The sequence below is a fragment of the Novosphingobium clariflavum genome, assembly GCF_026420865.1.
Lineage (GTDB): Bacteria > Pseudomonadota > Alphaproteobacteria > Sphingomonadales > Sphingomonadaceae > Novosphingobium > Novosphingobium clariflavum.
Map to the genome: position 1 here is coordinate 29,992 of NZ_JAPCWC010000017.1, position 20,464 is coordinate 50,455.

The window sequence follows — 20,464 nt, forward strand, 5'->3', positions numbered from 1 at the left end:
GGCGCCAGCCCGCACGGCTCACGCCGTTGCAGGCTGGGGACGATTGGCGATCAGGTTGTCGACCACCGAAGGATCGGCCAGGGTCGACGTATCGCCAAGGTTGGAGAAGTCGTTCTCGCCGATCTTGCGCAGGATCCGGCGCATGATCTTGCCCGAACGGGTCTTGGGCAGGCCCGGCGCGAACTGGATGACGTCGGGCGTCGCGATCGGGCCGATCTCGTGGCGAACCCACTGGACCAGTTCCTTGCGCAGGGCTTCGTCCGGTTCGATCTCGGCGTTGCAGGTGACAAAGGCGTAGATGCCCTGCCCCTTGATCTCGTGCGGCATGCCGACGACGGCGGCCTCGGCCACGGCATGATGGGCGACCAGCGCGGATTCGATCTCGGCCGTACCCATGCGGTGACCCGAGACGTTGATGACGTCATCGATGCGGCCGGTGATCCAGTAGTACCCATCCTCGTCGCGGCGACAGCCGTCGCCAGTGAAGTAGTACCCCGCGAAGGTCGAGAAATAGGTCTGGAAGAAGCGTTCGTGATCGCCCCAGACGGTCCGCATCTGTCCCGGCCAGCTGTCCGCGATCACCAGGCAGCCGTCGGTTGCCCCTTCAAGCACGCCGCCCTCGTTGTCGAGCAGCATCGGCTTCACGCCAAACATCGGCTTGCTGGCCGATCCGGGCTTGAGCGCCGTGGCACCGGGCAGCGGGGTGATCATGGCGCCGCCGGTCTCGGTCTGCCACCACGTGTCGACGATCGGGCAGCGCCCTTCGCCGACGACCTCGTGATACCAGGACCAGGCTTCGGGATTGATCGGCTCACCGACCGACCCCAGGAGGCGCAGGCTCTTGCGGCTGGTCTTCTTCACGAAATCGTCGCCTTCGCGCATCAGCGCGCGCAGGGCCGTGGGCGCGCCGTAGAAGATCTCGACCTGGAACTTGTCGACCACCTGCCAGAAGCGGCTGGCGTCGGGGAAGTTGGGCACCCCCTCAAACATCACCGTGGTCGCCCCGTTCATCAGCGGGCCGTAGACAACGTAGGAATGTCCGGTCACCCAGCCGATATCGGCAGCGCACCAGTAGATCTGGCCGGGGCGATAGTCGAAGACGTATTCGTGCGTCATCGAGGCCCATACCGCATAGCCGCCGGTGGTGTGGAGCACGCCCTTGGGCTTGCCGGTGGAGCCCGAGGTATAGAGGATGAACAGCGGGTCTTCCGCACGCATTTCCTCGGGCGGGCAATCGGCAGGCTGGGCGGCGACGGCCGAAGCCCAGTCGATGTCGCGGCCTTCCGCCATCGGCACGCCGGCGCCGGTGTGGCTGAGCACGATCACGCTGTCGACGCCCGGGCAAGCCTTGAGCGCCTCGTCGACATTGGCCTTGAGCGGCACCTTCTTGCCGCCGCGCAGACCTTCGTCGCTGGTGAGGACAATCCGGCTGTCGCAGTCCTGGATGCGGCCGGCCAGCGCGTCGGGTGAGAAGCCGGCAAAGACGATCGAATGGATCGCACCGATGCGCGCACAGGCCAGCATGGCGACCGCGGCTTCGGGTACCATCGGCAGATAGATGGTGACACGCTCGCCCCGCTTGACGCCGCGGGCCTTCAGAAGATTGGCGAAGCGGCAGACCGCCTCGTGCAGTTCGCGATAGGTGATCCGGCGTTCCGGGTTCTTCGGATCATCCGGTTCCCACAGGATGGCGATGGCATCGCCGCGCTCGGCCAGATGGCGATCGAGGCAATTGGCGGAGAGATTGAGCGTGCCGTCGGTGAACCACGAGATGCCGAAATCCGCCTCATGGAAGCTGGTCTGCTTGACCACGCTGAACGGCTTGATCCAGTCGATCCGCTGCCCTTCCTCACGCCAGAACCCATCGGGATCGGCGATCGAACGCTCGTACATCTGCTGGTAGCGGGCCTCGTCGATCAGGGCGTTCTGGGCCCATTCTGCAGGCACGGGATAGATGGCCTCGGCCATGATTCCTTCTCCTCTCCACGGGACTGTATCCGGCAATCCCGGCTTTGCACCAGCCCTTAGCACGTGGGCCTGTCCGCATCGACATTAGACAATGGTCGAAGCTCTTCCACCTTGGTCTGGATGGCCCGTGCATGCCTGCTGGCGGATGGTGTCCCGGTACCGAGACGGATCCCATGCGAGGCGCCGCCGGTCCGGAATGGAGAGGGACAACGATGCACGAGCGAATCCGATCGCTGGCGTGTGCGCTGATGGCGGCAAGCTGCCCGATCGCACCGCAGGCGGCCCACGCAGCCACCGCACGCGAGGAGCAACTCGAGGCGCGCCTGGAAAAGCTGGAGACGGAAATGGCACAGCTTCGTTCAGACCTCACCCAGGCCCGCCAGCAGCAGGTCCGCGATGCTGCTGCCGCGCAAGGCGCGATCGCCGCCGCCAATGCCCGCAGCGAGGCTGCCGCCACCCGGATCGCGGCAGTCGAGGCCAAGGCGTCAGGCCCGGCAACGGCAGCAGCGACCGTTCCGGCCGCGCCACCCGCCGACGGGTTCCGCTCGGGGAATTCCGCGATCAACATCGGCGGCTACATCAAGCTGGTTGCCACTTCGAGCCACTTCAGCGACGGCAAGGTCGCCACCAACACCTTCGGGCGCGACTTCTACCTGCCCCAGGCGATCCCGACCGGCAGCGGCCAGAGCACCGACGCCACCGACTTCAACGCCAAGCAGTCGCGCCTCTGGGTCGACGTCAACACCCGGCTGGGCGACCATGCGCTCAAGGCCTATGTCGAGGCGGACTTCCAGACCTCGCCCGGCATTCAGGCCTCCAAGCGCACGACCAACGGCTATAACTTCACCCTGCGCCGCGCCTACATGCAGTTCGACCGCTGGCTGATCGGACAGGAGTGGACGACCTTCCAGTACGTGCCGGCCCTGCCCGAATCGACCGACTTCGTAGGCGTTACCGAAGGCACCGTGTTCGCGCGCCAGCCGCTGATCCGCTACAGCCTGCCGATCGGCAAGCAGGCCACGCTGCATCTGGCGATGGAGCAGCCGGAAACGGGTACGGTCGACACCGGCTCGCCGACGATCATCGAGAACGGTGACGAGCGCATTCCCGACTTTGTCGCCCGTCTAGCCTTGAAGGGCGGGATCGGCGAGCTTTCGCTGGCGGGCCTCGCCCGGCAGGTTCGCGTGCAGAACGGCGGAAGGGACGCGAGCACCACTGGACTTGGCGTCAGTGCTGCCGGCAAGCTCTGGCTCAACCGCAGCAAGACCAGTGACCTTCGCGCCATGGTCACATACGGGCACAACATAAGCCGCTACCTCGGCCTCAATTTCGCGCCGGACGCGGTCTATTCGCCTGCGACCAACTCGCTCGAAAGCGTGGACGCCATGGCCGCCTTTGCCGCGCTGCACATCGCACTCGGCACCAACTGGCGCGCCAACGTGATGGGCAGCTGGCAGCGGGTCTACTACTCCCGCGACCTTGCCTATGCCGATATCGCCACCTTCAACCGTCAGGCATGGAGCGGGGCGGTCAACCTGTTCTACTCGCCCTACCGCAACATCGATCTCGGCATCGAGTACCGCCACGGTGAGCGCGATCTGGTCGACGGCGACAACGGCAATCTCGACCGTCTCGAATTTGCCGCTAAGTATAGTTTCTGAAGAAAAATCCCGCGGAAGTACAACACTCTGGGGGCACAATAAGGGAGAGTGCAATGGCATCGACATATGACGCCTTGCCGAAGCATCATCAGGCGACGCAGAGCGAAAAGCTCGTCATCACCGCCTCATCGCTCGGCACCGTTTTCGAGTGGTACGATTTCTACCTTTACGGCCTGCTGGCGACATTCATTTCGAAGGTCTTCTTTGCGGGCGTGAACGAGACGACCGGCTTCATCCTCGCGCTCGGCGCCTTTGCCGCGGGCTTCGCGGTGCGACCGTTCGGCGCACTGGTGTTCGGACGCATCGGTGATCTGGTCGGGCGCAAGAACACCTTTCTTGTCACCATGGGCCTGATGGGCGCCTCCACTTTCGCGGTCGGCCTGCTGCCCGGGTACGAGACGATCGGCGTCGCCTCGCCGATCATCCTGGTGGGCCTGCGCATCGTCCAGGGACTTGCCCTCGGCGGTGAATATGGCGGTGCGGCGACTTACGTTGCCGAACATGCGCCCAACAACAAGCGCGGGCTCTACACCAGCTTCATCCAGATCACCGCGACTTTCGGGCTCTTTGCGGCGCTGCTGGTTGTACTCGGCTTCCGCACCGCGATGGGCGAGGACACCTTCTCTGGCTGGGGCTGGCGCCTGCCGTTCCTCGTCTCGTCGATCCTGCTGGGCGTCTCGATGTGGATCCGCCTCCAGCTCAACGAGAGCCCTGTCTACCAGAAGATGAAGGACGAAGGCACAACCTCGAAGGCCCCGCTGACCGAAGCCTTCGGCCAGTGGAGCAACCTCAAGTTCGTGCTGATCGCCCTGTTCGGTGCCGTCGCCGGGCAGGCGGTGGTCTGGTACGCGGGCCAGTTCTACGCGATGTTCTATCTCGAGAAGATCCTCAAGGTGGACGGCGCCACGACCAATACGCTGATCGCCATTGCCCTGGCGCTGGGCACGCCGTTCTTCGTGTTCTTCGGCTGGCTGTCCGACCGCATCGGCCGCAAGTACATCATCCTCGGCGGCTGCGCGCTGGCGGCAGTGACCTATTTCCCCGCTTTCCACGCGCTTTCGGACGCCGCCAACCCCGCACTTGCCCGGGCTACCGCGACCTTCCCGGTCATCGTCCACGCCAATCCCGGCGAATGCTCGTTCCAGTTCGACCCCGTGGGCAAGAACAAGTTCGACGCGTCGAGCTGCGACATCGCCAAGGCCTTCCTCGCCAAGAGCGGCATCAACTACAGCAATGTCGAAGTGCCGGCAGGCACGATCGCCTCGGTCTCGGTCGGCGGCAGGACGCTGGCCGCCCCCAACCCTGCACTGGTGTCGGACAAGGATCGTGCCGCCGCCATCACCGCCTACCAGGACGAAGTGAAGGCAGCCCTTACCGAGGCGGGCTACCCGGCGAAGGCCGATCCCGAGGCGATGGACAAGGTCACCGTCGTCGCCGTGCTGTTCTATCTCGTGGTGCTCGTGACCATGGTCTACGGTCCGATCGCAGCGATGCTGGTGGAACTGTTCCCGAGCCGGATCCGCTACACCTCGATGTCGCTGCCCTATCACCTCGGCAACGGCTGGTTCGGCGGCTTCCTGCCCACCACCGCCTTTGCCATGGTGGCCGCCACCGGCGACATCTATTACGGCCTGTGGTATCCGGTCGTCATCGCCGCGGCCACGGTGGTGATCGGCCTGCTGTTCCTTCCGGAAACCTTCCGGCGGAACATAGACGCCTGATCCGCCGTCAAAAGGCCCGTATCCTGATCTCGATCAAGGTGCGGGCCCTTGCGGCGGTATAAGGAACCCACACTTCTCGAGTGGAGTCTCGTCCATGTCTCTGAATGACGTCATCACCCTCCCCACCCGTTCCGGCATCGAACTCGAAGTGCGTCCTGCACGGGAAGACGACGAGGCCGCGCTGACCGCCTTCTTCGAGCGTGTCGAGGACGAGGACCGCCGCTTCCGCTTCTTCGCCGCGGCGGACAAGGTCAGTGCCCAGCAGATCGCGCCGCTGGTCCATGCCGACCAGTTCCGCACCGAATCGTGGATCGGTTTCGACAAGGCCAGCGGAGAGATCGTCTCCTCGGGCGTGCTTGCCAGCGATGCTGACCGCGACACCGCCGAAGTCGCCATTTCGGTGGCGGGTGCCTACAAGGGCAAGGGCATCGGCTGGGCCATGCTCGACTTCCTCGGCAAGCAGGCCGAGGCGCAGGGCTGCCGCCGCGTGATGTCGATCGAAAGTCGGGAAAACAGTGCTGCGATCGAAGTCGAGCGTGACAAGGGCTTTACCCCCGAGCCATTCGACGGAGACCCGACGCTTGTCGTGCTGTCGAAAGCCTTCCGTTAAAATTCTCCAATCCGGATCCTTTTGCCGCGCCGCAGTAAGGTGCTGGTAAAATCATCGGGTTCAAGGCGGGTTTCCATCGATGGAGACCCGCCTTGTCGTTCTTTCCGCGTCTCGTTACCGACCCGCCCACCCAGGACCAGTCCGAGCGGGCCGAACGGGTAAGCGTCACTATGCTGTGCGAAGTGCGCCAAGGATCCCGCCCCTGGAAAGCCGCGCGCCTCGACGATCTTGCCCCCGGCGGGTTCCGAATCGCGTGGCTTCCCGAGGTGCGGGAAGATCTGCCGCTGCGTATCCGTATTCCAGGCCTGCACTTGCTCACTGCGCGGGTCTGCTGGAGCCGTGACAACATGGTCGGCTGCGAATTTGCCGAACCACTCCACCCGGCTGTTTTCGAGCACATCGCCCGCACGGCCGGCAGCTAATCCTCGGTCTGACGCGCAAACGAAAAAGGCGGGCCCTCGCAGGCCCGCCTTTCGCGTTTCGAAACCTGAATGTCCGATCAGATGTGCAGCGCGCGCCCGTAAGCGGCCAGCACCGATTCGTGCATCGCTTCCGAGATCGTCGGATGCGGGAACACGGTCTGCATCAGTTCGGCCTCGGTGGTCTCCAGCGTCTTGCCGACGACGTAGCCCTGGATCATCTCGGTCACTTCCGCGCCGATCATGTGGGCGCCCAGCAGCTCGCCGGTCTTGGCGTCGAACACCGTCTTCACGAAGCCTTCCGGCTCGCCCAGTGCGATGGCCTTGCCGTTGCCGATGAACGGGAAGGTGCCGGCCTTCACCTCGTAGCCCGCTTCCTTCGCCTTCGCTTCGGTCATGCCGACCGAGGCGATCTGCGGATGGCAGTAGGTGCAGCCCGGAATGTTGCGACGGTCGAGGGCGTGCGGGTGCACGTCCTTGTTGCCGAGTTCCTGCGCGATGGCTTCGGCAGCGGTAACGCCTTCGTGGCTCGCCTTGTGCGCCAGCCAGGGGCCGTCGACGCAGTCGCCGATGGCCCAGATGCCCTTGACGTTGGTCCGGCCGTAGTCATCCGTCTTGATGTGGAAGCGCTTGTCCGGCTCGATGCCGAGGTCTTCCAGACCGATGTTCTCGACGTTCGGCACGATGCCGATGGCAACGATCATGTGGCTGAATTCATGCGCCGCGGCCTTGCCGGCCTTGTCGGTGATGGTCACCTTCACGCTGTCCTTGCCAACGGCCAGATCGCTGGTCTTGGCGCCGGTCATGATCTTCATGCCCTGCTTGGTCAGCGCCTTCTCGAGGAAGGACGACACGTCGGCATCTTCCACCGGCACGATCCGGTCCATCATCTCGACGACCGTGACGTCAACGCCCATGTCGTTGTAGAAGCTGGCGAATTCGATGCCGATCGCGCCCGAACCGATGACCAGCAGCTTGCTGGGCATTTCCTTCGGCGTCATCGCGTGGCGATAGGTCCACACGCGCTCGCCGTCGGCCTTGGCGTTGGGCAGATCGCGGGCACGGGCGCCCGTGGCGATGATGATGTGCTTGGCCGAAAGGGTCTCGGTGCCCTTCTCGCCGGTCACTTCCAGCTTGCCCGGCGCGACAAGCTTGCCAGTGCCCATGTGCACGGCAATCTTGTTCTTCTTCATCAGGTGCGTGACGCCCTGATTGAGTTGCTTGGCAACGCCGCGCGAACGCTGGACCACCGCGTTCAGGTCCGCCGTGATGTTCTCGGCGGCGAGGCCGTAGTTCTTGGCGTGCTTCATCTGGTGGAACACCTCGGCCGAGCGCAAGAGCGCCTTGGTCGGGATGCAGCCCCAGTTGAGGCAGATGCCGCCGAGCAGTTCACGCTCGACGATGGCGGTCTTCAGGCCCAGCTGCGCGGAACGGATCGCCGCGACATAGCCGCCCGGGCCCGAGCCGAGGACGATGACGTCATAGGTATCAGCCACTGTCTTACTTCTCCTGATCGATGACGCGCGGTTTGCCGAATTCGTTCACCGCGACGAAGGTGAACACGGCCTGCGTCACCTTCACTTCTTCTTCTTCATGCCGATGGCGGCGCCACGCCTCGATGGCGATCGTCATCGAGGTGCGGCCGACGCGCTTGATCTCGCCATAGACGGAAACCTCGTCCCCCACCTTCACGGGCAGGTGGAACTGGGTGCCATCCATGGCAACGGTGACCGCACGGCCGCGCGAACGGCGGGCGGCGATCAAACCGGCGCCCATGTCCATCTGGCTCATCAGCCAGCCACCGAAGATATCGCCATAGGCGTTGGCATCGGCGGGCATCGCCGTGACCCGGATCACCGGGTCACGAGGGCAGCCCCTGGTCTCGTCGATCATCTCAGGCGACCATGCCCAGCGGCGTTTCGATGTATTCGCGGAAGGCGGCCATCAGGCGGGCACCGTCGGCACCGTCCACCGCGCGGTGGTCGAAGCTGCCGGTCGCGCTCATGACGGTGGCGACGCCCAGCGAATCGTCGGGCATGACCCACGGGCGCTTGTCGCCAGCGCCAACCGCGAGGATCGTCGCCTGCGGCGGGTTGATCACGGCCGTGAACTGCTTGATGCCCATCATGCCCATGTTCGAGATCGAGGCGGTGCCGCCCTGATACTCGAGCGGCTGCAGCTTGCCTTCCTTGGCGCGCTTGCCGAGGTCCTTGGTCGCCTTGGCGATTTCGGAGAACGACTTGCCGTTGGCGTTCTGGACGATCGGGGTGATCAGGCCGTTGGGGATCGAGACGGCGACCGAGACGTCGGCGCGCGCGTACTTGATCAGCTCGTTGCCGGCGAAGGTCACGTTGCATTCCGGCACGTCGACCAGCGCGCGGCCGAGCGCCTTGATCAGCATGTCGTTGACCGAAACCTTGATGCCCTGCTTTTCGAGCATGGAGTTGATCTCGGCACGCAGGGCCATCAGCTTGTCGAGACGCACGTCCACGGTGAGGTAGATGTGCGGCGCTTCCTGCATCGACTGGGTCAGGCGACGCGCGATGGTCTTGCGCATGCCCGACAGCTTTTCGACGGTGTGCGGGATGCGGTCGTCAAGCAGGGCGCGGGTTTCGGCAGCCATTTCGACCGAAGCGGGCTTGGCTTCGCCAGCAGGAGCAGCAACGGGGGCCGGAGCCGGAGCGGCCGCCTTGGGTGCGGCGGTGCCGGGCTGAGCAGCTTCGACGTCGGCCTTGACGATGCGGCCCTTGGGGCCGGTGCCGGTGACGGCGGCAAGGTCAACGCCCTTGGCCGTGGCCACGCGCTTGGCGAGCGGCGAAGCGACCACGCGGCCGTCCTTGCTGGCGGGAGCGGCCGCAGGTGCCGAAGCAGCGGGCGCCGAGGCAGCGGGCGCCGAGGCAGCAACCGGAGCGGCAGCAGGCGCAGCGGCCGGAGCGGCAGCGGCCTTGGGAGCGGCGGCAACGGCGCTGACGTCTTCGCCTTCACCGGCGATCACGGCGATCACGGTGCCGACCTTCACGCCTTCGGTGCCTTCGGGCACCAGGATCTTGCCGACGACGCCTTCGTCCACGGCTTCGAATTCCATGGTGGCCTTGTCGGTCTCGATTTCGGCCATGATGTCGCCGGAGTTGACGGTGTCGCCTTCCTTAACCAGCCATTTCGCCAGTTTCCCCTCTTCCATCGTGGGGGACAGGGCGGGCATCTTGATCTCGATGGGCATGGAAGCTTGTGTGTCCCTTGTTATCCTGGGGAGGTGTGCGGGGTTGGCCTTTCCTTGGACAAGTTGCGCGCAGCATACAAGCGCCTTCGCAATCCTTTTGCCATTCGTGATCTCTTGCACAGAGACCTGAATGGCCCGATAAGCGCTGTCCAAGGGGATCAAGGCTAAAAATCATGCGCGTCTATCTGGTTATCATAGACGAAACCGAAGAGGCGCTGGTCGCCCTGCAATTCGCGGCTCGCCGCGCGGCAAAGACCGACGGCGCACTGCACCTGCTGGCGCTCGTTCCGCCCCAGCCGTTCAACGCCTTCGGGGGTGTTCAGGCCACGATCGAGGAAGAAGCCCGCGCCCGCGCCGAAACGCTGGTGACGGCGGCGGCCGGCAATCTCTTGTCGCAGGGCGCCAAGATGCCGGTCATCGCGGTACGCATGGGCGAGGACATCAAGATCGTGCGCCAGTACCTGAAGGAACACCCGGAAGTTTCCGCGCTGGTTCTGGGCGCGGCCAAGGAGGGTGGCCCCGGTCCGCTGGTAGCTCACTTCACCGGGGCCGGACTTGGTCACATGCCCTGCCCGGTTTTCGTGATCCCCGGGACGCTCGATGCCGATGCGATCGAGCGCCTGAGCTGAACCGGGGGCGTTATCGGCTCCGGGCAGGAGCCGACTGCCTCACTTCTTCTTGCGCCCCTGATGGCGGATGTTGTTCGGCCGGCCACGCTGGCCGACGAAGTGCTTGCCCTTTTTCTTGAGCGGCTGCGGCTTGCCGCGCTGCTCGATGCGGCCGCCGCCCTCCTCGAGCTCGAACTTGAGCGCCCCGGTCAGCGGATTCGCCTCCGCCAGACGCAGGCGCAGGATCTGCCCCACGGCATAGCTGGTGCCAGTGCTTTCGCCTTCGAGCACCTGGGCCTTCTCGTCATAGGCAAAACGCTCGTCACCCAGCGTCGAAACCGGCACCAGTCCATCACCGCCCAGACTGAGGATCGTCGCAAAGAACCCGAACTTCTGCACCCCGGTGATACGCGTGTCGAAAACCTGGCCGACGCGGCCCGAAAGCCATGCGGCGACATAACGATCGATGGTTTCGCGCTCGGCCTCCATCGCGCGGCGCTCGGCCGTGCTGATCGCCTCGCTGACGCGGCCCAGATCGCTGCGATCACGCTCGGAAAGCCCCGACAGCGCAGGGATTTCGCCCTCGGGCCGGGGTTGTTCCAGCCCATAGGCATCGACCAGCGCGCGGTGGACCAGAAGGTCAGCGTAACGGCGAATCGGCGAGGTGAAATGCGCGTACGAGCCCAGAGCCAGGCCGAAGTGCCCTTCGTTACGCGGGCCGTAATAGGCCTGGGTCTGGCTGCGCAGCACCGCTTCCATGATAAGCGCCTTCTCGCTTTCGTCGGCGATGTCCTTGAGCATGCGGTTGAACAGGCCCGGCGTGATGACCTGCCCCATGGCCAGCTTGCGGCCGAAAGTCGCCAGGTAGTCCTTGAGCGCGGTCAGCTTCTCGCGGCTCGGCGTCTCGTGGATGCGGTAGACCACCGGCGCCACCTTGGCCTCCAGTGCCTTGGCCGCTGCGACGTTGGCGGCGATCATGAAGTCCTCGACCACGCGGTGCGCGTCAAGCCGTTCACGAATGGCGATTTCGGCAATGCGCCCCTGATCGTCGAGCTTTACGCGGCGTTCGGGCAGTTCGAGTTCAAGCGGATCGCGGGCTTCTCGGGCCTTCGCCAGCAGCTTCCAGCAAGCCCAGAGGTTCTTCAGTTGCTCCGGCGCGCGATCCTCGTCGATGCGGGCCTGCGCCTCTTCGTAGGCGATGACTTCGTCGATACGGACAATGGCACGGGTGAAGCGCCATTCGGTCACCTTGCCCTGCCCGTCGATCTTCATGTGACAGGCCATCGCCGCGCGGTCTTCGCCCGAACGCAGCGAGCAGACGTCGGCGCTCAGCACCTCGGGGAGCATCGGCACGACCCGGTCCGGGAAATAGACCGAGTTGCCGCGGCGCCGCGCCTCGCGGTCGATGTGACCGCCGGGGCGAACGTAGAACGAGACGTCGGCAATCGCGACCAGCGCGTCGAAACCACCCTCCTCGTTCGGTGCGGCCCAGATCGCGTCATCGTGGTCGCGCGCATCGGAGGGATCGATGGCGACGATCGGCAGGTGCCGCAGGTCCTCGCGCTGCTCGTGGCTGAGCGGCATCCTGGCGGAGCGCTCTGCTTCGGCGATGGTGTCGCCGTCGAAGTGGTTGGGGATGCCGTGCTTGTGGATCGCGATCAGGCTGAAGGCCTTGGACGCAAGCGGTTCACCCAGCACTTCGGTGACCTTCACCGAGGGGCGCGCGGAGCGGCCGATCGGCTCGGCCAGCACCAGTTCGCCCTTCTCGGCGCCGCCAAGATCGGAAATCGGCGAGGAATTGCGGATGCGCTTGTCTACCGGGGCCAGCCAGGGCTTGCCCGCACCATCGATCTCGACAACGCCCAGCATCTGCTCGGAACGCAGCATCAGCTTCTTCATCGGATAGGCGCGCCATCCGGTGGGCGTCTCTTCCGTGCGCGACAGCACGCGGTCACCCTTCTTGAGCGCCGAGCGCCCCTTCTCGATCAGGCGAATGCGCGGCGGCGGGGTGGCATCGTCGGGCGTCCAGGTGTCGGGGATGGCGATGGGCTCGCCTTCATCCACGTCAACGATGCGCAGGACGGTGACCTTGGGCAGCCCACCCATGCGGTGGAACGCGGTACGCTTGCCGTCGATCAGGCCCTCTTCGGCCATGTCCTTGAGCAGCGCCTTGAGCTGGATCTTCTCCTGCCCCTTGAGGCCGAAGGCGCGGGCGATCTCGCGCTTGCCCGCCGGCTCGGTGGCGTTCTGGATGAAGTCCAGCACCTGCTGGCGCGTGGGAAGCCCGGGCTCGTGCCGGGGCCTGGAGGACTTGAGGGAGGACCTGGGCGTGCTGTTCTTTGGGCGAGGCATGGCATCGCACTTGCCGGTAAACGGCGGAAATTACAATCCGCCGCTTGTCATCGGGGGCATGCGATCAATGCGAGGAGGCCGTTTCCTGCACCACCGCGTGGACAGGCTTCATCGCCTTGTCCGGCATGCGCGACTTGACCATGAGCTGCCACGAAGACACCAGCAGCACGCAGGCAAGCAGCGGCTGCAAGACCTTGTCCGGCGCGTGGGATGACAGATAGCTTCCGATCACCACACCGGGAATGGAGCCGATCAGCAGGTTTCCGAGCAACGTGAAGCTGACGTCGCCGATGATCCAGTGGCCGGTCCCGGCGATGAGGGCCAGTGGGACGGCGTGGGCAATATCCGAACCCACCAGACGCGAGACCTGCAGCCGGGGGTAGAGCACTAGCAGCACCGTGACGCCGATCGCTCCCGCACCGACCGACGAGATCGATACGGCGAGGCCGATGACCGCGCCGAGCAGGACGGTAAGCCCGGCAACCCGCGCCGGAGGTGCAACGGCTTCATGTTCATGCGCGAAGCGGGTCAGCCACTTGCGCGACGCCACCGCGATCGCCGTCAGGAACAGCAGGATCGCGAGGGAAAACAGGATCATGTTCTCGGTCGATTTGCCGACCTTGCCGATATAGGCAAGCGTTCCCAGCGTGACGAGAGCCGCCGGCACGCTGCCGGATGCCAGGCGACGCACGATGGTCCAGTCGACCGTCTCGCGCTTGCCGTGGACAACCGAGCCGCCGATCTTGGTCAGCGCGGCAAACAGCAGGTCGGTGCCGACCGCGGTCTGCGGATTGACCCCGAACATCAGTACCAGCAGCGGCGTCATCAACGAGCCGCCGCCGACACCGGTGAGGCCCACGAGTATGCCGACCATCAGGCCGGCAACCGCGTGCATCGTGTCGAAGGCATGGGTCATAGCGAATTCACTCTCCACAACGCGTGCCGGGAGTCCGATCCTTGCGGCATCGGACGGCAGGCACGGGAGTGTTGGCGAGCCATGCCCGGCTCCGCTTCCCGCGCAGATCCCTGTTGCGTTGCCTCTCTAGTCATACCGCGGCGCTTGGCAAGCACCCCTGTTGGATCATTCGATGCCTGTCACGGCGTGCCGAGCGGCAGGAAGCCGCCACCCGGAACCGCTGCCGCGACCGGGCTCTGGCTGCCGTCGGCAGCGATCGAACTGACACCGAGGATCCAGTCGTCACCGCGGAGGCCATCGAGTTTCACGCGGGTCTGCGTGGTTTTCGCAATCATCGGTTGCGCCTCCCACTCACCCTGGTCGGTACGGCGGCGCCACAGCGAATAGGCGACCGCGCCGTCGATCGGCTTCCACGATACGTCGGTCCACGTCTTCACCGCAGCATCGGCGGTGGGAGCCGGCGGCATCGGCGCCTTGGCCAGCGCGGCGAGCGCGGCAATGTTCAGGCGGGTGACGCGGGCGAGATAGGGAAAGTCCATCTCGTCGATCGTGTCGCCGAACTTGACGCCGTTCTCTGTGCGCAGGTCCTGATGCTGGTGCTCGTAGTCCTCGATGGCAACCGAGAAACGCACCGCCGGATTGCCTTGCTCAAGGAACGGCAACTGGTCGCCGCCGCGGCCCATGCGGTCGGCGCGCCAGACCTGCCGAACTTCCAGCTTGTCCTGTACACCGCCCGAAAGCGCCGCGATGAAGCGCGAGATGTTGCGCGAAGGGCTGTCGTTCTCGCCGCCGAACCGGCGTGCGTCGGCGCGGGTCTTGTCGCTCGCGTCCGCACGCGGACCTTCGGAAAACAGGCGGACATGGGTATCGTCGACCAGTCCGTCGGATCCGTGGGTTCCGCCGACGATGTCGTTGTTGAGCACGGCCTTGACCGTCCAGCCCTGCTTCTTTGCGTAGTCCGCCAGCAGCTTGCCGCCATAAAGCCCCTGCTCCTCGCCCGAGAGCGCGGCATAGACGATGGTGGTGGGGAACTTGTGCCTGGATAGTACGCGCGCGGCCTCCAGAACGAGCGCGGTGCCCGAGCCGTCGTCGTTGGCTCCCGGCGCATCGCTCCTGACGTCCATCACGTCGGTCACGCGGCTGTCGATATGCGCTTCAACGATCACGACTTCATCGGGGCGCTCGGTGCCGCGCTGGATGGCGACGACATCGACCATCTTCACCGGCACCGGGATGCGAGTCCCGTTCACCATGCTTTCTGGCATCACGACTTCAAGACAGCCACCGCAGGCCTTCGAGGTCTTGCGAAATTCGTCGGCCGCCCAGCGCCGCGCGGCACCGATACCGCGCCGGGGATCGGAATCCGAAGACAGCGTATGCCGGGTGCCGAAGGAAACCAGCTTCTCGACATCCGCATGCATTCGCGCTTCCGAAACGTCGGCAACCGGCGCATCGGCGGCGCCGGCAGCGACTGGGCTCAGGAAACTGGAGGAAAGCGTGGCGGCGACCAGGATCTTGTATTGCATGACCGCGCTTGTCGGGCCTGGCTCCCGAGATTGCAAGAGGGCGGCAGGATCAGAACCGGACGGGTGCGTCCCCATAGCGATTGGGGCCAGTGGTCGAAGGCAGGACGCCGCAGATGATCACGATCAGAATGGCTGCCCAGCTCATTGCCGAGGCCCCGATCACCCTGGACTGGATCGCGAGGGCGGATGCCATCTCCCCCGCCGGTGCGCTGGTCATCGCGGCACTGAACGTGCCTTTCATCATTCCGCCCATCATCGGCAGCGAAATGAGCATGCCGGCGGCATATTGGAGGATGACAAGGAAGAAGACGTAGAACCAAAAGGTCTGCCGCGCATCGCGCCCTTTGAAGTTCAGCAGGATCGCAAGGTTATACCTGATCGATCCCAGCACGCCCTCTTCCTTTCAGTTCATCAGTACGAACGCGCCACGTAGATGCGTTCGGCTGCCGGCTTGCCGGTGAAGACGCAAGTGCCGGTAGCGGCCGGAGCATCCATCGGCGTGTTGCGCATGGTCAGCTTCAGCGCCTTCAGCTTCTGCACGACGGCGTCGAGTTCAGCCCCGGTCGGGCGCGACCATTCGACCTCGACCCAGCCCGGATAACGCTTGTCGTCCGAGAAGAAGGCGGAAAGCTTGTCGAAGCTGGAAAGCTGCGTGATATTGGCATCACGGCGAGCCAGGGCCTCGGCGTGGAGCGAGGCCTGGAAATCCTCGATCTCGGCAGAGGCGCGGGCCACGAAGTCCTCCTTGGCCATGCCGACGAAATTGGCCTTGCCCGCCTCGGTCCACAGCTTGTCACGGCGCAGCATCGATACCTGCCCGCCTGCCGCATCACGGCCGCCGATTTCGAGGATCAACGGCACGCCCTTCTTGACCCACGCCCAGCGCTTCTGCGTGGCCTTGCCCGGGCGCTTGTCGAGCAGGACGCGAACGGTCTCGCCCAGCGCGGTCTGCCCGACCAGTGCCTTGCGCAGCTCCTCGCAGTAGGCGAGCAGCGCCTCGTCCTCGTCATTGTCACGCAGCATCGGCAGGATCACGATCTGGTGCGGCGCCACCATCGGCGGCACGCGCAGACCGTCATCGTCGCCGTGGACCATGATCATGCCGCCGACCAGGCGCGTCGAGACGCCCCAGCTGGTGGTGTGGGCGTACTGCTGGGTACCTTCCTTGTCCTGGTACTGGATGCCCGCAGCATGCGCGAAGCCGGTGCCGAGGTAGTGCGAGGTGCCGGCCTGCAGCGCCTTGCCGTCCTGCATCATCGCTTCGATAGAATAAGTGCCGACCGCGCCGGGGAAGCGTTCGTTCTCCGGCTTCTCACCGGCGATCACCGGCATGGCGAGCTCGTTTTCAGCAAAGTCGCGGTACATTTCGAGCGCGCGCAGCGTCTCTTCCATCGCGTCGTCGCGGTTGGCGTGCGCGGTGTGGCCTTCCTGCCAGAGGAACTCGCTGGTGCGCAGGAACATGCGGGTGCGCATTTCCCAGCGCACCACGTTGGCCCACTGGTTGACCATGAGCGGCAGGTCACGCCAGGACTGGACCCAGCGCGCCATGGCCGCGCCGATCACCGTTTCCGACGTCGGGCGCACGATCAGCGGCTCTTCGAGCTTGGCCTCGGGATCAGGCACAAGGCCACCCTTGCCGTCACCGATCAGGCGGTGATGGGTGACCACCGCCATTTCCTTGGCGAAGCCTTCGACGTGTTCGGCTTCCTTGGAGAAGTACGAAAGCGGAATGAACAGCGGGAAGTAGCAGTTGGTGACGCCTGCGGCCTTGATGCGGTCATCCATCAGGCGCTGGATGCGCTCCCAGATGCCATAGCCCCACGGCTTGATGACCATGCACCCGCGAACACCGGATTCCTCGGCCATTTCGGCTTCGGAGATCACTTCCTGGTACCACTGGGCGAAATCGTCCTCGCGCTTGACGGAGAGGGCGTGGCGAATGGCGGACACTGGGGCTTCTTCCTGCTTGCATCGATGCGGGCGGACCATCCGCCGCATTCGGGCCCTTCGATCCGGAACGTGTCCGTCGCGAGGGGCCCTTGCGCAGACCCTTATTTGCCCAGCGCGTCAAGCCTCTTCTGGATTTCGGCCATCTGCTCGCGCAGCGCGGAGAGGTCGCCAGCGTCCTCAGCCGGCGGTGCCTTGGGCTCCGGCTTCTCGGCACCGGGCATGAAGGCAGAGGCGGCGGCCTTGAACATCGCCATGTTCTGTTCGGCCAGGCGCGCCAGCGGATTGTTGCCAAGGCTGTCCTCGAACGCCTTGCGCAGCTTGGTCTGGTTGGCGCGGAAATTGTCCATCGACGCTTCGAGGTAGTGCGGCACCAGCGATTGCATCGAGTTGCCGTACATGCTGATCAGTTCGCGCAGGAAATTGACCGGCAGCATCTGCTCGCCGTTCGACTCCTCCTCCATGATGATCTGGGTGAGAATCGTGTGCGTGATGTCGGTCCCGGTCTTGGCATCGAGAACCTTGTAGTTCACACCCTCGCGGGTCATCTGCGCAAGATGTTCGAGCGTGATGTAGCTCGATGAGCGGGTATTGTAGAGACGCCGGTTCGCGTATTTTTTGATTATGACGGTGTCGTCTTCGTGCGATCCCGTTTCTGGCATTGCCTATCCCCTAGCTAGAGGTCCACCCCCATGGTTTAGGGGGCAACGATACCACTTGCGCTTGGTGCAACGCAACACAATTTGCTGCGCAGCAAAACACACCGCCCCGGCTGTCAGCGCGTGAAGCGCCGACCGAGCAAGGTCAGCAGTTCATACTGCGACAGACCGGAAACGGCGGCGGCCTCTGGCAGATCGTAATCGGCCGTCACCCAGTCTCCTTCGCCCAGCGTTGGCAAAGCGGAAAGATCGAGAATGGTCAGATCCATACTGACCCGGCCAACAACCGGCAGCCGTACGCCGGTATCACCGCCGGCCGGACGGAAAGCCCCCTTGCCCGACCAGCAGCGCAAGTAGCCGTCGGCGTAACCCATTGCGACCGTTCCCACCCGCATGGCGCGCGGCGCGACAAAGGTCGCGTTGTAGCCGAGGCTGTCTCCGGCAGCGATTTCGCGCACCTGCAGCACAGCCGCCTGCGGGCGCGCGACCTGGCGCAGCAAGGGCCCCATCTCGGCGCGCGGGACCCCGCCATAAAGCGCGATTCCGGGACGGGTCAGATCACCGTGGTATGCCGCACCCAGAGCTATGCCGCCGCTGTTGGCAAGACTGCCGCGCGCGTGACGCACGAGGCCGCGCGCGGCCATCCAGCGCTCGCGTTGCAATTCGTTGAGCGGGGTGTCCTCTTCGGCAGCGACAAGGTGCGAAAGCAGGGCGTCGATCTCGAGCGCCTGCACGGCACCATCGCCCAGTTCCGCCACCGCGACGCCAAGGCGGTTCATCCCGGTATCCACCATCAGGTGGCAAGCCCCGCCTCCTGCCGCGACCCAGCGCCGGGCCTGCTCCACCGAGTTGATGACGGGCACCACGCCGCTGGCCTGTGCGAAAGCAGCTTCAGCATCGTTCATCGGGCCATGCAGGACGGCGAGGCGGCGCGGATCGACAAGGTCGAGCAATTCCGCCGCCTCGCGCCAATGGGCGACAAAGAAGTCTCGGCACCCCGCCTCGTGCAGCAAAGGTACGACGCGCCTTGCGCCAAGGCCGTAAGCGTTGGCCTTTACCGCCGCCCCTGCCCGCGCCGTTCCGGAAAGTGTGTCGAGCGCGCGCCAGTTAGAGGCCAGTGCAGCACCATCGACATCGAGACGCAGGGCAGAAGCAGGGACTTCGGAAAGCCCGGATCGATCAGACAGAAGGATCACCATATTCACGCGGGGGGCCACCTCGCAGTCCCCACAGCGAGACGGCAAGTGCGATGGCAACGACGATCCAGGTGTACCAGAGACCCTGGTACGGATTGCCGCTGCTGGCGACCATGTAGCTGGAAATCAAAGGAAGGAAACCGCCAAAGTAGCCGGTGCCGAGATGATAGGGGATCGACATCGAACTGTAGCGGATTCGCGGCGGGAACATCTCGGACAGCAAGGCTGCCGCCGGCCCATAGGTCGCCCCGGCCAGCGCCATGAGCGCAACCAGCACCCCGACGATGGTGATCGCCCCGCTCAAGGTCGGCCGATCCTTGGTGAAGTTATAGCCCGCCTGCGCCAGCCAGCCTTGCAGCATCTGCCCGCGGGCGGCCTTGTCGGCCCAGGGGTACTCCGCCATCGGCAGCGGCCTGCTGCCGACTTTCAGCAAGAGTTGCTTGGCGTCGACGACGCGGTAGGCAATGCCCGCCCCGGTAAGGTCGCCCAGGAGCTTTCCGCAGTCGGTGTCCTGTTCGTTGCGGAACGGATTGAACTTGCAGTCGGGCCCTGCCACCAGCACCGGAGCCTGCTCGGCCGCGCGGGAAAGAGCCGGATTGGCATTGTTGCCGATCAGCCAGAAAGCCGGAAACAGCAGCAGCAGTGTCAGCATGTAGCCGAGGATGATCGGTTGCCGGCGCCCGACCTTGTCGGACAGGCTGCCAAAGATCACGAAAAAGGCCATCCCCACCGCAGCAGACACGCCGACGATGATTTCCGCACTAGTATCGGCCATGCGCATAGCCCCCTTGAGGAAGCTCAGCGCCGAGAACATCGCGGTGTACCAGATCACGGTCAGGCCAGCGGAAATGCCGAACAGGGCGATGAAGATACGGCGGCGATTGCCGGGATAGGTGAAGCTTTCCTTGAACGGATTGCCGGAAAGCTTACCCTCCTCGCGCATCGCGCGGAACACCGGGCTCTCCGAGAGCTTGAGGCGCATGTAGAGTGACAGCGCCAGCAGCGCGAGCGACAGGACGAACGGCAGGCGCCAGCCCCAGGCTTCCCATGTTGCAGGGCTCATCATCGCCTTGCAGGAAAGCACGACGATCAGGCTGAGCACAAAGCCGCCGACCACGCTGGCCTGGATGAACCCGGTGTGGAAGCCGCGCCGGTGCTGCGGCGAGTGTTCGGAGACATAGATCGCCGCACCGCCGTATTCACCGCCCAGCGCCAACCCCTGCACCACCCGCAGCAGCAGCACGATGACGGGCGCGGCGAGGCCGATGCTTGCGGATGAGGGCGTGAAGCCGACCCCGGCTGTCGCGACGCCCATGAGCGTGACGGTGACCAGGAACGTGTACTTGCGCCCCAGTCGGTCCCCCAGAAAGCCGAACAGGATCGCGCCCAGCGGCCGGAAGCAGAAGCCGACCGCAAAGCCCGCCCAGACCAGCAGGGTTTCCAGCGTCTCGTTCCCCGAGGGGAAAAAGGTATTGCCGATCACAGCCGCCAAAGTGCCGTAGATGAAGAAGTCGTACCATTCGAACACGGTCCCCATCGACGAGGCCGCGATCACCAGCCTCATGTCGGACGCGCTGGGCTCGGTCCCATGCGAATTGCGCGGCGTTTCGGCCATTCACCCCCCTCTGCGACCTGGCCCCCACCGGCCCGATCGCTGGTCA

Annotated in this window: 17 protein-coding genes; 5 read left to right on the forward strand and 12 right to left on the reverse strand. The window is 64.8% G+C overall.

The window, feature by feature from the left end:
* Positions 1-18: 18 nt before the first annotated feature.
* On the reverse strand, positions 19-1,968 hold the full coding sequence (acs, locus tag OKA11_RS17605) for an acetate--CoA ligase (RefSeq protein WP_267222700.1): 1,950 nt from the start codon (positions 1,966-1,968) through the stop codon (positions 19-21).
* A gap of 212 nt (positions 1,969-2,180) precedes the next feature.
* Between acs and OKA11_RS17610 the strand changes: the two genes are divergently transcribed.
* The 4 genes from OKA11_RS17610 to OKA11_RS17625 all read left to right on the forward strand — a co-directional run bounded on the left by OKA11_RS17610 (position 2,181) and on the right by OKA11_RS17625 (position 6,382).
* On the forward strand, positions 2,181-3,629 hold the full coding sequence (locus OKA11_RS17610; protein WP_267222703.1) for a DcaP family trimeric outer membrane transporter: 1,449 nt from the start codon (positions 2,181-2,183) through the stop codon (positions 3,627-3,629).
* A 53-nt stretch (positions 3,630-3,682) separates the two neighbouring features.
* Positions 3,683-5,350, forward strand: a complete 1,668-nt coding sequence (locus OKA11_RS17615; protein WP_267222705.1) for an MFS transporter — start codon at positions 3,683-3,685, stop codon at positions 5,348-5,350.
* 94 nt (positions 5,351-5,444) lie between these two features.
* The gene (locus OKA11_RS17620; protein WP_142633635.1) at positions 5,445-5,960 is read left to right on the forward strand and encodes a GNAT family N-acetyltransferase; all 516 of its coding nucleotides are present in this window, start codon (positions 5,445-5,447) and stop codon (positions 5,958-5,960) included.
* Positions 5,961-6,052: 92 nt separating this feature from the next.
* Entirely contained in the window at positions 6,053-6,382 is a 330-nt protein-coding gene (locus OKA11_RS17625) for a PilZ domain-containing protein (protein WP_267222707.1), read from the forward strand.
* Between the two features lie 77 nt (positions 6,383-6,459).
* On the opposite strand, the gene lpdA is transcribed toward OKA11_RS17625, so the two are convergent.
* From lpdA to OKA11_RS17640, 3 genes are read right to left on the reverse strand one after another with little or no spacing between them, the layout of a single operon-like run.
* Positions 6,460-7,875, reverse strand: coding sequence for a dihydrolipoyl dehydrogenase (gene lpdA, locus OKA11_RS17630; RefSeq protein ID WP_267222709.1), 1,416 nt, complete (start codon positions 7,873-7,875; stop codon positions 6,460-6,462).
* Positions 7,876-7,879: 4 nt separating this feature from the next.
* Positions 7,880-8,272, reverse strand: a complete 393-nt coding sequence (locus tag OKA11_RS17635) for an acyl-CoA thioesterase (RefSeq protein WP_267222711.1) — start codon at positions 8,270-8,272, stop codon at positions 7,880-7,882.
* A gap of 1 nt (position 8,273) precedes the next feature.
* Entirely contained in the window at positions 8,274-9,599 is a 1,326-nt protein-coding gene (locus tag OKA11_RS17640; protein ID WP_267222713.1) for a pyruvate dehydrogenase complex dihydrolipoamide acetyltransferase, read from the reverse strand.
* Between the two features lie 173 nt (positions 9,600-9,772).
* Here OKA11_RS17640 and OKA11_RS17645 point away from each other — a divergent pair, with 173 nt between their 5' ends.
* A complete protein-coding gene (locus OKA11_RS17645; RefSeq protein ID WP_142633626.1) occupies positions 9,773-10,228 on the forward strand; it encodes a universal stress protein in 456 nt (151 codons plus the stop codon).
* A gap of 39 nt (positions 10,229-10,267) precedes the next feature.
* Here OKA11_RS17645 and rnr read toward each other — a convergent pair whose 3' ends face one another.
* The 8 genes from rnr to OKA11_RS17685 form a co-directional block, all read right to left on the reverse strand.
* On the reverse strand, positions 10,268-12,559 hold the full coding sequence (gene rnr / locus OKA11_RS17650) for a ribonuclease R (RefSeq protein WP_267222716.1): 2,292 nt from the start codon (positions 12,557-12,559) through the stop codon (positions 10,268-10,270).
* Between the two features lie 64 nt (positions 12,560-12,623).
* On the reverse strand, positions 12,624-13,475 hold the full coding sequence (locus OKA11_RS17655) for a sulfite exporter TauE/SafE family protein (RefSeq protein WP_267222718.1): 852 nt from the start codon (positions 13,473-13,475) through the stop codon (positions 12,624-12,626).
* Positions 13,476-13,654: 179 nt separating this feature from the next.
* Positions 13,655-15,001, reverse strand: a complete 1,347-nt coding sequence (locus tag OKA11_RS17660) for a M20/M25/M40 family metallo-hydrolase (RefSeq protein ID WP_267222720.1) — start codon at positions 14,999-15,001, stop codon at positions 13,655-13,657.
* A 49-nt stretch (positions 15,002-15,050) separates the two neighbouring features.
* Positions 15,051-15,392: a DUF805 domain-containing protein gene (locus OKA11_RS17665; RefSeq protein WP_267222721.1), complete on the reverse strand. Its 342-nt coding sequence runs from the start codon at positions 15,390-15,392 to the stop codon at positions 15,051-15,053.
* A 20-nt stretch (positions 15,393-15,412) separates the two neighbouring features.
* Entirely contained in the window at positions 15,413-16,990 is a 1,578-nt protein-coding gene (gene proS, locus OKA11_RS17670; RefSeq protein WP_267222723.1) for a proline--tRNA ligase, read from the reverse strand.
* A gap of 62 nt (positions 16,991-17,052) precedes the next feature.
* A complete protein-coding gene (gene phaR, locus OKA11_RS17675; RefSeq protein ID WP_267222725.1) occupies positions 17,053-17,610 on the reverse strand; it encodes a polyhydroxyalkanoate synthesis repressor PhaR in 558 nt (185 codons plus the stop codon).
* A gap of 113 nt (positions 17,611-17,723) precedes the next feature.
* The gene (locus OKA11_RS17680) at positions 17,724-18,806 is read right to left on the reverse strand and encodes an alanine racemase (RefSeq protein WP_267222766.1); all 1,083 of its coding nucleotides are present in this window, start codon (positions 18,804-18,806) and stop codon (positions 17,724-17,726) included.
* Positions 18,787-20,418, reverse strand: a complete 1,632-nt coding sequence (locus OKA11_RS17685) for an MFS transporter (RefSeq protein WP_267222727.1) — start codon at positions 20,416-20,418, stop codon at positions 18,787-18,789. The genes OKA11_RS17680 and OKA11_RS17685 overlap by 20 nt, the downstream gene beginning before the upstream one ends.
* Positions 20,419-20,464: the final 46 nt, after the last annotated feature.